12 protein-coding genes and 1 pseudogene are annotated in these 13,680 nt (G+C 70.4%); 6 read left to right on the forward strand and 7 right to left on the reverse strand.

Going from position 1 to position 13,680, the window contains the following annotated elements:
- Positions 1-19 precede the first annotated feature (19 nt).
- Positions 20-475, reverse strand: coding sequence for a MarR family winged helix-turn-helix transcriptional regulator (locus tag FNV62_RS05590; RefSeq protein ID WP_144314761.1), 456 nt, complete (start codon positions 473-475; stop codon positions 20-22).
- Positions 476-646: 171 nt separating this feature from the next.
- Between FNV62_RS05590 and FNV62_RS05595 the strand changes: the two genes are divergently transcribed.
- A complete protein-coding gene (locus FNV62_RS05595) occupies positions 647-1,552 on the forward strand; it encodes a Gfo/Idh/MocA family protein (protein WP_144314762.1) in 906 nt (301 codons plus the stop codon).
- Between the two features lie 16 nt (positions 1,553-1,568).
- On the opposite strand, the gene FNV62_RS05600 is transcribed toward FNV62_RS05595, so the two are convergent.
- Positions 1,569-2,936 (reverse strand): MFS transporter, encoded by a 1,368-nt coding sequence (locus tag FNV62_RS05600; protein WP_413083817.1) that lies wholly within the window; start codon positions 2,934-2,936, stop codon positions 1,569-1,571.
- Positions 2,937-2,997: 61 nt separating this feature from the next.
- A complete protein-coding gene (locus FNV62_RS05605; RefSeq protein ID WP_144314764.1) occupies positions 2,998-3,609 on the reverse strand; it encodes a LysE/ArgO family amino acid transporter in 612 nt (203 codons plus the stop codon).
- A 66-nt stretch (positions 3,610-3,675) separates the two neighbouring features.
- Between FNV62_RS05605 and FNV62_RS05610 the strand changes: the two genes are divergently transcribed.
- Complete coding sequence (locus tag FNV62_RS05610; RefSeq protein WP_143600116.1) at positions 3,676-4,584, forward strand: LysR family transcriptional regulator ArgP; 909 nt, start codon at positions 3,676-3,678, stop codon at positions 4,582-4,584.
- Between the two features lie 258 nt (positions 4,585-4,842).
- The gene (locus FNV62_RS05615; RefSeq protein WP_144314765.1) at positions 4,843-7,386 is read left to right on the forward strand and encodes a SpoIIE family protein phosphatase; all 2,544 of its coding nucleotides are present in this window, start codon (positions 4,843-4,845) and stop codon (positions 7,384-7,386) included.
- Positions 7,387-7,577: 191 nt separating this feature from the next.
- Here the strand turns inward: FNV62_RS05615 and FNV62_RS05625 are convergent, their stop codons facing one another.
- Entirely contained in the window at positions 7,578-8,246 is a 669-nt protein-coding gene (locus FNV62_RS05625) for an NUDIX domain-containing protein (protein WP_060900628.1), read from the reverse strand.
- Between the two features lie 107 nt (positions 8,247-8,353).
- Here FNV62_RS05625 and FNV62_RS05630 point away from each other — a divergent pair, with 107 nt between their 5' ends.
- A complete protein-coding gene (locus FNV62_RS05630; protein WP_060900627.1) occupies positions 8,354-8,707 on the forward strand; it encodes a hypothetical protein in 354 nt (117 codons plus the stop codon).
- A gap of 91 nt (positions 8,708-8,798) precedes the next feature.
- On the opposite strand, the gene FNV62_RS05635 is transcribed toward FNV62_RS05630, so the two are convergent.
- Complete coding sequence (locus FNV62_RS05635; protein WP_143600119.1) at positions 8,799-9,011, reverse strand: hypothetical protein; 213 nt, start codon at positions 9,009-9,011, stop codon at positions 8,799-8,801.
- Between the two features lie 462 nt (positions 9,012-9,473).
- Between FNV62_RS05635 and FNV62_RS55350 the strand changes: the two genes are divergently transcribed.
- Together FNV62_RS55350 and FNV62_RS05645 are read left to right on the forward strand one after the other, a co-directional pair.
- The gene (locus FNV62_RS55350; RefSeq protein ID WP_225900154.1) at positions 9,474-9,656 is read left to right on the forward strand and encodes a hypothetical protein; all 183 of its coding nucleotides are present in this window, start codon (positions 9,474-9,476) and stop codon (positions 9,654-9,656) included.
- 488 nt (positions 9,657-10,144) lie between these two features.
- Positions 10,145-11,047 (forward strand): annotated as a pseudogene (locus tag FNV62_RS05645) (replication-relaxation family protein).
- 174 nt (positions 11,048-11,221) lie between these two features.
- Here the strand turns inward: FNV62_RS05645 and FNV62_RS05650 are convergent.
- The gene (locus tag FNV62_RS05650; protein WP_144314766.1) at positions 11,222-12,730 is read right to left on the reverse strand and encodes a class I SAM-dependent DNA methyltransferase; all 1,509 of its coding nucleotides are present in this window, start codon (positions 12,728-12,730) and stop codon (positions 11,222-11,224) included.
- Positions 12,727-13,575 (reverse strand): hypothetical protein, encoded by an 849-nt coding sequence (locus FNV62_RS05655; RefSeq protein WP_144314767.1) that lies wholly within the window; start codon positions 13,573-13,575, stop codon positions 12,727-12,729. The genes FNV62_RS05650 and FNV62_RS05655 overlap by 4 nt, the downstream gene beginning before the upstream one ends.
- Between the last annotated feature and the right edge of the window lie 105 nt (positions 13,576-13,680).

A 13,680-nucleotide genomic window follows, 5' to 3' on the forward strand; every position in this document is an offset into this window, starting at 1 on the left:
CCGCCCGTCGGGTTCCGCGTCATGTCTCCTCGGCCTCCTCGTGCAGGTTCACCGCCAGCTTGCGGAGGGCTGGAAGGGCCGCCTCCAGGGCCGCGCGTTCGGCCTCGTCGAGACGGGCCACCTGGCGGCGTACGAGAGCCGTGCGCCGCTCACGCCAGTCGCGCAGTCGCGCGTCCGCCGCCGGTGTGGGCAGCAGGCGTGCCGCCCGCCGGTCGGCCGGGTCCGTCTCGCGGTTCAGATAGCCGTCCCGGGCCAGCTGGTTGACCAGCGTCGAGACCGAATTGCTGGCCAGATAGAGCTCCTTGGCGGCCTCCGACACACCGATGCCGGGGCGGGCCACGACCAGCCGCAGCAGCTCGACCTCCGCGCCGCGCAGCCGCGGCGCGGTCGTGCCACTGCGCAGTCGCCGCCGGATCAGTCGCTGCACTCCGGCGAGGGCGTCTGCCAGCGCCTCGGGAAAGCTCTCGGACTCCACGTTTTGAGAATAGCTCTGTATCAGAGGTAATGAAGGAAAGGGAGGGTCAAGAACCGCTCACCGGAAGGCCCGCCCGCCGGGCCGCGGCGCACCGCACCCCCTGGTGGAGAGCCCGGTCCCCGTGATGGAGTTTCCCCAGCCCGCTCCGGGCGCCAGGACAAGGAGACCTCCGTGACCGCGATCGAGACCGATGCCGCGCAGCCGTGGCCCCATCCCCCGGTGAAGGTCGGGCTGGTCGGTGCCGGGCCCTGGGCGCGGGCCGTGCACGCGCGCGTGCTCGCCGCCGGTCCCGAGACACGGCTGACCTCGGTGTGGGCGCGGCGCGCCGAGGCGGCCCGGGAGACCGCCGAGCCCCACGGGGCCGCGGCGGTCACACGTTTCGAGGAGCTGCTCGACGGCTGCGAGGCGGTCGCGTTCGCCGTTCCGCCCGCGGTGCAGGCGGAACTCGCTCCGCTGGCCGCGAAGGCGGGCAAGGCACTGCTCCTGGAGAAGCCGCTCGGTGTGGATCTGGCGTCGGCGCGGCGCCTCGCCGACGCCGTCGACGAGGCCGGGGTCGTCTCCCAGCTCGTCCTGACCAACCGCTACCACCCGGCCACCCGGAAGTTCCTGAGCAGAGCGCGGGAGCTGGAGATCACCGGGGCCCGTTCGTGTCTCCTGCACGGGGCCTTCCTGGGCGGCGAGTTCGCCACCACCTGGCGGCTCGAGCACGGCGCCCTGCTCGACCTGGGTCCCCATCTCCTGGATCTCCTGGACGCCGCTGTCGGACCGATCGTCCGGGTCCGCGGTACCGGTGACCCCCGCCGCTGGATCGAGCTGACCTGCGAACACGCCGACGGTGTCGTCAGTCAGGCCTCACTGTCCGGATCGGTCCACGTCGAGCAGGGCAACACGCGTATCGAACTCTTCGGTCCGCAGGCCCCGCTGGTCTACGACGCCACCGAACTCGACCACGAGGAGACCTGGTCGGTGCTGCGCCGGGAGTTCGCCACGGCCGTACGCACCGGGGTGTCCGGCGAACTCGACGTCCACCGGGGACTTCACCTCCAGACGCTGATGGCGCAGGCCTCGGAGAGCTGACGCCCGGCACGGAAGGTCACGAGTAGCGTCGCAGCGCCGGCGCCGCGACCGCCAGGATCGCCATGGCGACGACCACCAGCAGTCCGCCGCCCGCGACGGCGGCGCGGGCGCCCAGGAGGGAGCCGGCCGTTCCGTGCAGGACGTCGGCCAACCGCGGGCCGCCCGCGACCACCACGGTGAACACGCCCTGCATCCGGCCGCGCATCTCGTCCGTGGCGGCCGACAGCAGGATCGCGCCGCGGAAGACCATGGAGACCATGTCGGCGACCCCGGCGGCGGCGAGGAACGCCACGGCCACCCAGAGGCTGGTGCTCAGGCCGAAGCCGGTGATCGCCGCTCCCCAGGCCATCACCGCGGCGATCACCATGAGCCCGTGCCGACGGGCCCGGGAGAACGTGCCCGACATCAGTCCGCCGATCACCGCGCCGATCGGGATCGCCGCGAACAGCAGGCCGAGCGCGAGCCCTTCGCCGTAGGACGCGTAGGTTTCGGCGGCCAGCTGCGGGAACAGGGCCCGGGGCATGCCGAGGACCATGGCGATGATGTCGGCGAGGAAGGACAGCAGCAGCACCTTGTGCAGCGCGATGTAGCGGAAACCGGCGGCGACCTCGCGCCAGCCCGCCCGTTTGGCCGCGGAGCCCGTCAGGGGCGGCAGTGCGGGCAGCCGAATCACGGCCCACACGGTGACGCACAGCGCCAGGGCGTCGATCAGATAGAGCTCGCCCAGGCCGATGACGGGGATCAGGGCACCCGCGAGCAGTGGCCCCGCCACCAGGCCCGTCTGCATGACGGTCGAACCGAGGGCGTTCGCCGCGGGCAGTTCGTCCTCGGGGACGAGCCGGGCGATGGAGGCGTTGCGGGCCGGGGAGTTCAGTCCGAAGAAGGCCTGCTGGACGGCGAGCAGCGCCATCAGGACGAACACCGAATCGAGTCCGACGACGGCCTGTATCCAGAACAGCACCGAGGTGACGGCTATGCCGGTGTTGGTGATGAGGAGCAGTTTGCGCCGGTCCATGCTGTCGGCGACCGCGCCGCCCCACAGCGCGAAGACCACGAGCGGCAGCAGTCCGGCCAGGCTCGCGTAACCGACCCAGGCCGAGGAGCCGGTGATGTCGTAGATCTGTTTGGGCACGGCGACGGCGGTGAGCTGGCTGCCCACCGCCGTGACGATGGTGGAGGACCAGAGCCTGCGGTACGCGGGGCGGCGCAGCGGGCGGGTGTCCATCGCCCAGCGGCGCCAGCCGGTGCGGTCCGCTCCCGCCGCCTCGTCGTGTTCGGCGGATCCGGCCGCCGAGCCGTTCCCGGCCCCGCCGTGCGTCCCCCGGTCGATCCCGCTGTCCGCCCCGCCGTCCGCCCCGTCCGTACTGCTCCTGCTCGTGTCCACGACCGTCCTGGCTGCTCGATACATCTTTCAGTTGTCAGGGTTCACTATCGCGTACGCCGTCTCAGGCGTCGGCGATCAGCAGGGCGCCCATGGTGATCATCGTCGCGGCGACCGCGCCGTCCAGGACCCGCCACGACGACGGCCGGGCGAGGAAGCGGCCGAGCAGCCGGGCGCCGAAGCCCAGCGCGGCGAACCAGCACAGGCTGGCCATGGCGGCCCCGAGCCCGAAGGTCCAGCGCAGCGGGCCGCGGTCGGCCGCGAGGGAGCCGAGCAGGAACACGGTGTCGAGATAGACGTGTGGGTTGAGCCAGGTCATCGCCAGACAGGCGAGGACGATCTGCCGCCGGGAGCCCGCCGCGCCGGCCGCGGCCTCCAGCGCCGAGGGCCGCAGCACCCGCCGTGCGGCCAGGATTCCGTAGCAGAGGAGGAATCCGCCGCCGATCAGTCCGACCGCCGTGAGCGCCTCGGGCCGGGCCACGACCACCGCGCCGACCCCGCCGACGCCCAGCGCGATGAGCAGCGCGTCGGACACCGCGCAGATGCCCACCACCGCCAGGACCGCTTCGCGGCGGATCCCCTGGCGCAGTACGAAGGCGTTCTGGGCGCCGATGGCGACGATGAGGGTGAGGCCGGTGCCGAACCCGGCGGCCGCGGCGGTCAGGGCGTTGTTCATGCCAGAGACGCTAGGAACACGGCCGTCAAGAGTACAGCTAAAGATTCTTACGTATCATTAGCGCCTGTGATGACGGATCTCCCTCTCGACCAGGTACGCACCTTGCTCGCGGTGGTCGACGAGGGCACCTTCGACGCGGCCGCCGCCGCTCTGCATGTGACGCCCTCGGCGGTCAGCCAGCGGGTCAAGGCACTCGAACAGCGCACCGGCCGGGTCCTGCTGATGCGGACGAAGCCGGTGCGTGCGACCGAGTCCGGCGAGGTCGTCGTGCGGTTCGCGCGCCGGCTGGCCCGGCTGGAGCGCGACGCCCGTACCGAGCTCGGCATGAGCGAGGCCGGGGAGCCGACGCGGCTGTCGATCGCGGTGAACGCCGACTCGCTGGCGACCTGGTTCCTGCCCGCGCTCACCCGCGTACCGCGCGAGCTGCGGCTCTGTTTCGAACTGCGCCGTGAGGACGAGGACCACACGGCCGCCCTGCTGCGCGAGGGGGTGGTGATGGCGGCGGTGACCTCGTGGCCGGACCCGGTGGCGGGCTGTTCCGTGCGCGCCCTGGGTCGCATGCGCTACCTCGCGGTGGCCGCGCCGGACTTCGCCGGGCGGTGGCTCGGCGCGGGGACGGACGCGGCGCCGGACGAGCTGATCGCCGACGCTCCGGTGGTGGCCTTCGACCGGAACGACGATCTCCAGGACGAGTTCGTCCGGGGCCTTGGGGTCGGTCCCGGAGCGAGCGCGCTGCGGCACTTCATGCCCACCTCGGAGGGGTTCGTGGACGCCGTCGTCGCCGGACTGGGCTGGGGCATGGTGCCCGAGGTGCAGGCCGAGCCGCTGCTTCGGGCCGGACGGCTGGTCCGTCTCGCGCCGGACCGGATCGTCGACGTACCGCTCTTCTGGCAGCAGTGGAAACTCGACTTCCCGGCCCTCGCGGCGGTGGCCGAGGCGGTGGCGGCCGTCGCCGCGGAGACCTTGAGACGCTGAGCACCGAAATGGCCGGGATTGGCAGACGCCGAGGCCCGAAGGCGCCGTGAAGCAACATCTACGCGGGGCTCCTGGACGGGGCGCGGGCGCGGTATCTTCGCGCTGGGCGAAGCCGAGTACGGCCGTACGCGGCCGGATGCGGCCGAGTGCAACTCCAAGCGACCATCACGGCTGAGGCGTCGAGGTGCGGGTGGGTACCCGTAAGGCGCATTCTTGCTGTGGAATCCCCCTCACGGGGGGGCGGACGAGGGCAGACCGATGACTGGGAGCGCCGAGCGTGAGGACCAGGCGCTGAATAGCCTGGCCGCCCTGCTCAGCGGGTCCGTCGCGGACGCGATCCGGGCGGCCCGCGGCTTCGCGGGGGGTGTGTACCTGCGCTCCAGCTCCCCCGAACTGCTGCGGCTGGCCGTGCTGGCCGGATTGCCGGGACAGTTGTTCCGTCCCTGGTGGCGGATGCCTCTGGGCCGGCCGTTCCCGGCCGCCGACTCCCATCGGCTGGGCGTGGAGGTGCTGCTCACCGACGCCACCGAGACGATGCGCCGCTATCCGCAGCTCGCGGCGAGTCTGCCGTTCCAGTTCGGTTCGCTGTACGTCCCCGTCGTGAGCGCCTCCTCGTCCTTCGGGGTCCTGACGGTGCTGCGCCCCTCGGCCTCGGACGCCACCGACGTACTGCCGGACCGTGACCGGATGACGGCGGTGGCCGAGAACCTGGGGACGGCTCTGTCGGTCCTGGAGAAGGACGGTGCCGAGGTCGTCTGGGACGGGGAGCCGATGTGCGTACGGCCGCCCGCCGAGGGTCTGCCGCGCCGCTATGTCGGGCGGTTCACCTGGGACCCGGTCACGGGCGAGGTCACCGGGGACGACGCGCTGGGGGCCCTGCTCGGCACCGGCCCCGGTGCCTTTCCCTGGACGCCGCAGGCACTCACCCACACGCTGGCCCTCGACGATCCGCATGTGCTGCTGGCCGCGCTGCACGAGACCGCGGCGGGGCGTCCCCCGGCCCACCCGTTGCCCGTGCACACGGTCAACGGCGGGCTGCGGCTGCTGGAGTTGTGGACCTCGGGCAACGCGCTCGTGCCGCCGTACGCGGTCGGCGGAGCGGTGGTCGATCCGGGCCCGGGCTCGGCGGCGGACGGCGCCGCGGACCTGCTCCCCGAGGGCGTCTTCGCACTGGACCGGCTCGGGCTGATCACCTACGTCAACCCGCGCGCCGCCGAACTCCTCGGCCGGCCGCGGCCGGAACTCCTGGGGCGACCGCTGTGGCAGGCCGTGCCCTGGCTGAACCAGCCGTCCTACGAGGATCATCTGCGCGGCGCGCTGCTGACGCCGGAGCCGGTGCACTTCCAGGTCGCCCGCCCGAGCGGGGGTCGCCGGACACCCGCGGCGGCCCACGGCGACACCTGGCTGACGATGTCCGTGTATCCCGGTCCCGGCAGTCTGACCTGCAAGCTGATCCCCATGGGGCGGGTCGCGGACACCACGGAGGCCCCCGAGGCCGCGCCGCTGCACGGCGGGCCCGTGGCGGACGGGTCCGCCCTCGCCGAGCCCGCCACCGGCATCACCACAACGGCGCTGTACCGACCCGTCGTCCTGGCCATGGCCCTGACCGAGGCCGTGACGGCCCGACAGGTCTCCGAGACCGTGATGCGGGAGCTGCTGCCCGCGTTCGGCGGACGGCGCCTGGCCATCTACCTGTTGCAGGACCGGCGCCTGTACCTGGCCTGGGAGACCGGATTCCCGCAGGGGTTCCTCGCGCCGTTCGACGGGGTGGGACTGGACGCCAAGCTGCCCGGGGTGGAGACGCTCACCACCGGCCGCCCGCTGTTCTTCGAGTCGATGCCCCAACTGGCCGCCGCCTACCCCGGCATCCCGCTGGACGCGAAGGTGGGTGCCCGGGCCTTCCTGCCGCTGATCGCCTCGGGGCGGCCGGTCGGTTCCTGCATCCTCGGCTTCGACGGGCCGCGCGACTTCAGCACGGAGGAACGTACCGTGCTGACGGCGCTCACCGGACTCATCGCGCAGGCCCTGGAGAGGGCACGGCGCTACGACTCCGAGGCCGCCCTCGCCCGTGGCCTCCAGGAGGCGCTGCTCCCGCACCGGCTGTCGTCGCACCCGCAGGTGGAGACGGCCGGGCGCTATCTGTCCGGCACCAAGGGGATGGACGTGGGCGGCGACTGGTACGACGTCGTGGAGGCCGGTGACGCACTGGCCCTGGTCATCGGCGACGTCCAGGGCCATGGCGTCCAGGCGGCGGCCACCATGGGCCAACTACGCAGCGCGGTACGGGCGTTCGCGCTCAGCGACCACCCTCCGGACGTGGTGATGAGCCATACCAACCGGCTGCTCATCGACCTCGATCCGGGCCAGTTCGCCAGTTGCTGCTACGTCAGGCTGGACCCGGTGACCGGCGTCGCCCGGGCCGCCCGCGCCGGTCACCCGCAGCCCCTGCTGCGCCACCCCGACGGTCGCACCGAGCTACTCGACCTGCCCGGTGGCGTGGTGCTCGGCGTGGCCCCGCGGGCCCGCTACCCGGTGACGGACCTGCTGCTGGAACCCGACGCGGTGCTGGCCCTCTACACGGACGGTCTGGTCGAGCGCCCCGGGGCCGACATCGACGATGGGATCGAGAAGATCCGCGCGACGCTGTCCCGCGCGGGCACCCCGCACGCCCGGCCCGGCGCCTCCTCCCTGTCCGGCACCGCGGACCTGCTGACCGAGGAGGCCCGGCAGGCCACCGAACGCCCCGACGACATCGCACTCCTGCTCACCACCCGCCGCTCCACCCGCGAGATCCGCCCCTGACCCGCCGAACTCACCAGCCGGCTCCCCCGACAGCAGGTGGGTATCCCGCGTCTGCGGCATGATCCACCGCGCAGGCCCTAGCGGTCCGCCACGGGGTGGTCGGCGGCTTGTGCGGCCCATGAGGCGAGGATGCGCAGAAGGGCGTGGCTGGGGATGCCGGGCTCGGCGGTCAGGGTGATGAGCGTCACCCTTCATCGCAAGGCCTTGAACGGTCCTTCCAGAGCCGCCCACTGCAACAGCATGATCGTCTTGGCGTCGGCGATCTCCCCCGAGCGGATCATGGCCAGTGCGGTGCGGAAGGGGAGTTCGACGATCTCGATGTCCTCGCCCTCCTCGTCAAGACCGCCGCCTTCGTGGGTGCGGGTGGACGGGCCGTAGGTGGCCGCGTAGAAACTGACCCGCTCGGTGACCGAACCCGGACTCATGTAGACGTCGAAGACGTGCTGCACGTCGCCGACGGTGTGCCCGGTCTCCTCGATGACCTCGCGCCGTACGGCGACTTCGGGATGCTCGTCGTCCTCGTCGAGCAGGCCCCCCGGGGTCTCGACCAGCATGCCGTCGGGGTGACCGTTGGTGTACACGGGGTAGCGGAACTGCCTGGTCAGCAGCACGGTTTCGCGCTCGGCGTCGTACAGCAGGAGCGTGGCTCCGTTGCCGCGGTCGTGCGTCTCGCGTTCCTGGGTGCTCCAGGTGCCGTCGGCGTGCCGGAAGTCGAAGGTGGTGGTGCGCTCCACGTACCAGTGGCTGGACAGGAGCGTGACTTCGCGGACCTTGACCCGGGGGTTGCCCGTCAGGTCGCGGCCGACGCGGTCGAGTCCGGTACGGCCCCGGCGGTCCGGGGTGTCGATTCCTGCGGTCATCGTGTGCGGGCCGGGCGGGGGCGGGAGAAGTGGTTCATGACCACTGTCTACCATCCCGGCCCGAACATCGAGGCCACAGCGGGGCTTCGCCCGTCTAGGCTCACGGCATGGAACAGACGGAGATCATCCTGCGCGCCATCGGCGTGCTCACCGAGACCAACGCGATGGTGCGCAGGATCGCCCAGGACGAGAACGCCGAGGTCGACTCGGCCGAGACCCAACTGGGCGCGCTCGTCACGGAGGTGTTCCCCAGGGTGGAGGTGCCGGGAGACGCCGGTCCCGCGGAGGCCGGGCAGGCCGTCGCGGACGCCTACCTCCCCGCCACCATCTCGCTCGTGGGCGCCTTCGCGTTCCTCTTCTCCGAACTCGCCGACCTCCACGACTCCGGACGCACCGACGTCAAGACGGCCGACCTGCTCCAGGACCTCGCCCTGCGCATGTCGAGGGCCGACAACACCTAGGACCTGCCGGGGCTGTCCCGATCCCGGGAGTGAGGCCGGCGCGAGGGTTTCCGGCCCGGGCGTTCCTCGGTGCGGAACGCCCGGGTGCCGGTCAACTCTTCTGCTCCACGCGCACCCAGTCGACCTCGGCCCGCACTCCCCCGGCCGCGACCCGGTCGACACTTGACTGCGGCAGCCCCCAGTACGGAGTGGTGACCTTGTTCCATCCCGCGGGGTAGGCGCCGCCCAGGGCGAGGTTGAGGATGACGTACTGGCTGTGGTCGAAGACTCCGCCACTCGGCCCGCCCGCCCCACCCCCACCCACTTCTCTTGTTCTTGCTGTGGGGCCGTGGTCCGGGGGCGTAGAGGGGATGTCGGGCTGCCGACCACGGCCGGAGCTAAGAGCCGGTTCGCGAGAAGGTGCAGGCGGTTGTCAGCGGGGATGTCGGCCTGGTCGACGGAGGCGTTGTCGCATCGTGACCTCCGGGGGCTCTGGTGGTCGGGGTTCTGGTAGGGGCCAGCTGGTGGCCTGGGCGGTACGCGCGGCACCGGTACGGCGCCGCATCCGGACGGGAAGCAAGCAAACCCATGACGGACGTGGACGCGGGCAGCAGGGACCGGCTGACGCTGGCGGTGCTGACGCCATACCGGATGGCCACCACCGAGCAGATGCACCGGGTGATCGCCCCCGAGGTGCGCATCGAGCAGACGAGGCGACGGCTGGCCCGGCTCCGCAAGGAGGGGGCTGACCGAGCGCATCACCCTGTCGCAGGCCGGGCGGCTGCGGGTGTGGTTCCCCACCCGCTACGGCGTGCAACTCGCCTGCGAGTGGCCCGAGATGCGCGGCCGGCGGCCGCCGAAGACGGTGTCCGACCCGACCGCCGCGCGGCTACGTGCCGGTCACGCTCTGACGGTGACCGAGACCGCGCTCGTCTTCCTTGAGGACGCTGCCGCGGCGGCGAGCCGCTGAAGGCCACAGGCAGTAAGGTCCGGGGTGAGCGGGTCCGCGCCGAACACAGTCGGCACGGACCCGCTTAGCTTCCTGGCATCCCCGGTCGGGCGGCTTGTCCGCCCGGCGTCGCGCGCGGCCCCGCCGTCGCGCGCGAGGAGCACCAGCGGCGCCCGATCCCCTCGCCCGCCGCCCGGAGCCTGTCCCACCACCCACCTTCCTTGTTCTTCCTGCTGTGGGGCGTGGACTCGGGGGCGTAGAGGGGATGTCGGCCTCCCCACCACGGCAGGACCAGCGTGGTGACCTGCTGGTTTGCGGGCGAGTGGGGTGCGGGTGCGGACTGTTGTCGGCGGGGATGTGGGCCTGGTCCACGGAGGCGTTGTCGCTTCGTGACCGTGGTCGGGCCTTCGTGGTCGGGGTTCTGGTGGGGGCCGTCTGCTGCTGTGACCGGTACGCGCGGCGCCCGGCAAGGACGGCGCCGCACCGTACGGAAAGCGAGCAGATCCGTGATGATCGGCGTGGACGTGGGCAGCGGGGACCGGCTGGCGCTGGGCGTGCTGACGCAGTACCGGATGGCCACCACCGAGCAGATGCACCGGGTGATCGCCCCCGAGGTGCGCATCGAGCAGACGAGGCGCAGGCTGGCCCGACTGCGTGCCGAGGGGCTGGTCGACCGCATCACCCTGCCGCAGGCCGGACGGACCCGGGTGTGGTTCCCCACCGCGTACGGTGTGCAACTCGCCTCCGAGTAGCCCGAGATGCGCGGGCACCGGCCCTCCAGGACCGTGTCCGATCCGACGGCCGTGCGGCTGAAGGTCGGCCACACGCTGACCGTGACCGAGACCGCGCTCGTCTTCCTCGAGGACGCCCGCCGCCGCGGCGAGCTGTGCCGGCCCCTGGACTGGCTGACGGAGGTCCACCACCCGATCGGGAGCGGCGAGGCCGTCATCCCCGACGCTCTCATGTACTACCGGCGCGGCCCCGCCGACGGCGACAACGGCGCGATGGTGCGGGCGTTCGTGGAAGTCGACCGGGCCACCATGGGCCCCGAACGCCTCGCCGCCAAGCTGCCCGCCTACGAGCGCCTCCACCGCTACATGCCCACCATCCCGGGGCGCCGTCGGCCGACCATCGGCCAGGAGCCCGCGCTGGAGGACTGGCGACGGCACTACCCGCTATTCCCGCGGCTGCTGTTCGTCTTGGACGGCACCGGCCCCACTGGCGTGGAGACCCGTATCACCGCCCTGCACGCGGCCGCCGGGAAGCTGGCGCCGTCCCGCTTCCTCAACGACGTTCCCGTCCTCGCGGCGCCGCTGGCCGACCTGCTCCACCACGGCCCCTCCGCACCCATATGGCGCCCCGCCCACGACCCCGGCCAGCGAGTCGACTGGAAGAGCCCGTCCGGGCCGTGAACCCGGAGCCTAAGCGAACTCCTCGACGCCTCACCGCCAACCATGCACGAGCTCGTAGGGGTTGTCCCGTAACTGCCGTGCTGATCATTCGGCTTCCGCGCCCGACCGCCGCCATAACCACCACCTGGGGAAGTACGTGACCGTCGACGGCCGACGTGGCTGGCGATATGCCGCTCACTCAGCGTCGCCGCGCAGCAACTCCGCAGTCAGCTCCTCGAACTCCTGCAGAGCTATGCGCAGGTCCTCAAGAACACCTTGGGCGATCTCTTCGGGAGCGGCGAGGGAGCCCTCCCCTGAGACTTCGTTCGACGGTGTGAGATCAAGGCTTGCGTGATCATGCTCGAGCACATCGTGGATGTCGAAGTATCGGAAGTGTTCTGTCTCCCGGCGATCCGTTCGGGAGAGACCCGGACCGTATGCGGACACGAATTCGTTCAGGTCCCGTTGGTTGAGCGGATTGCTCCTGGGGTCGAATCGTCGTCTTGGCCGCAGGTCGTAGACCCAGATTTTGGATGTTTGAGGATACTCGCCCGCATGATTGGGGTGCAGATCGAAGCAGATGACACTCGCCATGACGCCGCTAGCTGAGGGGAAGATGCCTGTCGGCAGCCTGAGTACGGTGTGGACGTCAAATCTATTTAGCAGGTCTCGTCGCACGATCTCTACCGCGCCCAGGGCGAAGAGGATGCTGTCGGGTACGACAACGGCTGCGCGTCCCTGCACGGCCGTCAGTGACATGGCGTGCTGCAGGAAATTGATCTGCTTGTCGCTCGAGACGGTCACGAAGTCTGACCGCCCATACATGTGGCGGGAGCCCTCCCCAGAGATCTCTGCATGCTTACCGAACGGCGGATGAGTTAGCACCAGCGAAGCTTTGCTGTCGGGCTGTTGAGCAAGCGCATCCCTCACGGTGATCGGTGCCGGTTGCCTGGCGGAGACGGCTCCGTGCAGGAGCAGGTTCGCGGTGGCCAACCGGGCTGCACCAGGGACCAGCTCGTCTCCCCGGCGCTGTTGGTTGCGGTATTGGCGCAGCTCGTCCGAGGTGGGGTTGGTCACATGCCGTGCGAGATGGTCATGGACACCGAGGAGGAAGCCACCCATGCCGCAGGCTGGATCGCTGATGGTGTCGGTGAGCTCTGGTTGGAGCACTTCGACGATGGCATCGATGAGTGGGCGTGGCGTGAAGAACTCACCGGCGCCAGATCTTCTCTCGTTCATCGTTCTTTGCAAAAGCTCACCATATGCTTCGCCCAGCAGCCTCTTCCCGTACACGCTCCATTGCTCCACATCGAAGAGGTCGAGAACGAGTCGCTGCAGCAGTGCAGGATCGGGTACGTGGTTCTGTGCGCCGGCGAAGACAGCGTCCACGGCGGTGCCGGAGGCACTGGACGAACGCTGGGCAAGTATCTCGGTGTACTGGGCGACAAGCGGCTCTGCCCGCTTCTTTGTCAGCGACGTCCAACCGTGTGGTGTAGGTGGAGCGGGCTGTTCGCCAACTACTGCGGTTTGGCTCTCTTCGTCCTCAAGTTTGAGCACGAGCAGATACGTGAGCTGCTCGACGGCCTCCACGGCAGACAGCCCGCGGTCATACAGCAGGTTGTAGTAGTTTAAGAGCCGCTCGGTGATGTGTGACTTCGCGCCGTGCGATCCTCGGTCCGTCGTGAGGGCGGAGGCGTAGGTCATAGCTCAAGCTCCAGTTGTACGGGGAGAACGTTCCGGCTGTGCTGATCAGCGGCCATCCATGGGGTGTGCACCTGGCGGGCAGTCCAGTCGCCGTCGTTGGGAACAGACGGCTGCGGCGGGAGGCGCAGGGCGATCTCCACCTGCGGCGGGCTACTGCTAGCAGGACTCATGATCCGTCCGGCTGACGCCGCATCAGCTAGCGCCCGGCGCAGTAGGGCCGATGACTCCAGGGCCTTCTGTACCCGCAGACGCAGGTGGTCTGCTGCGTGCCGGCATTGAGTGGCTTGTCGGCCCAGCCGCACCTGGTCGTGTAGTGGGGCAATGGGGATCGGGATGTCTTGCAGATTGGTTTGCATGATGTTGCGCATCGACGACAGAGTGCCGTTGCTCCGTCGTGCCATCTCTGCACGTACGTAGGGGGCTGCCAGCAGCGACACCAGCCATCGGTCGTCGATGCCAGTGTTCGGCACCAATCGCAGGCTTTTGTCGCTCAGATACAGGCCAGGCCGACATTCGGTGACATGGACGGTCGCACCGACGTGGTCGAGGCTATTGGCACGGCACAGCAGGATGTCGCCAGCCTTGATCTCGTGCTGTTCCTTGAGGAGCGTTCCGGCGGGCACCGCTTTGTTCTCGTCCTCGAGGAACCTCCCTCTGGTGATGGCACTGGTCTTGATCACTGCCTTCTCGTCGCTTTCGGCGGGCCGCTCGAGGCACCGCGGTGAGTGCCCTGACTCGATCCGCTTGATGACATCGTCCAGGCGCCCCCAACGCCAGCCGTGGGGAAGCTTTTGGGTGGCGGCATCGCACTGCGCCGTCAGTGCATGATGGGCGGCGTCCTGCAACGCAATGACTGCCGCAGCGGCCCGGCTAAGGGCTGCTTCGGCACGATCCAGGCGTTTGAGCCGTGCCCGAAGCGCCGCCAGGATGCGTTCCTGCTGGGCAAGGGG

Source organism: Streptomyces sp. RLB3-17 (assembly GCF_007113425.2).
GTDB lineage: Bacteria > Actinomycetota > Actinomycetes > Streptomycetales > Streptomycetaceae > Streptomyces > Streptomyces mirabilis_D.

Coding starts and splice junctions, on each gene's coding strand:
- FNV62_RS05625 (WP_060900628.1), bottom strand. CDS start 8,246: ATGACCGCAGGAATCGACACCCCGGACCGCCGGGGCCGTACCGGACTC.
- FNV62_RS05605 (WP_144314764.1), bottom strand. CDS start 3,609: ATGAACAACGCCCTGACCGCCGCGGCCGCCGGGTTCGGCACCGGCCTC.
- FNV62_RS05650 (WP_144314766.1), bottom strand. CDS start 12,730: ATGACCTACGCCTCCGCCCTCACGACGGACCGAGGATCGCACGGCGCG.
- FNV62_RS05630 (WP_060900627.1), top strand. CDS start 8,354: ATGGAACAGACGGAGATCATCCTGCGCGCCATCGGCGTGCTCACCGAG.
- FNV62_RS05615 (WP_144314765.1), top strand. CDS start 4,843: ATGACTGGGAGCGCCGAGCGTGAGGACCAGGCGCTGAATAGCCTGGCC.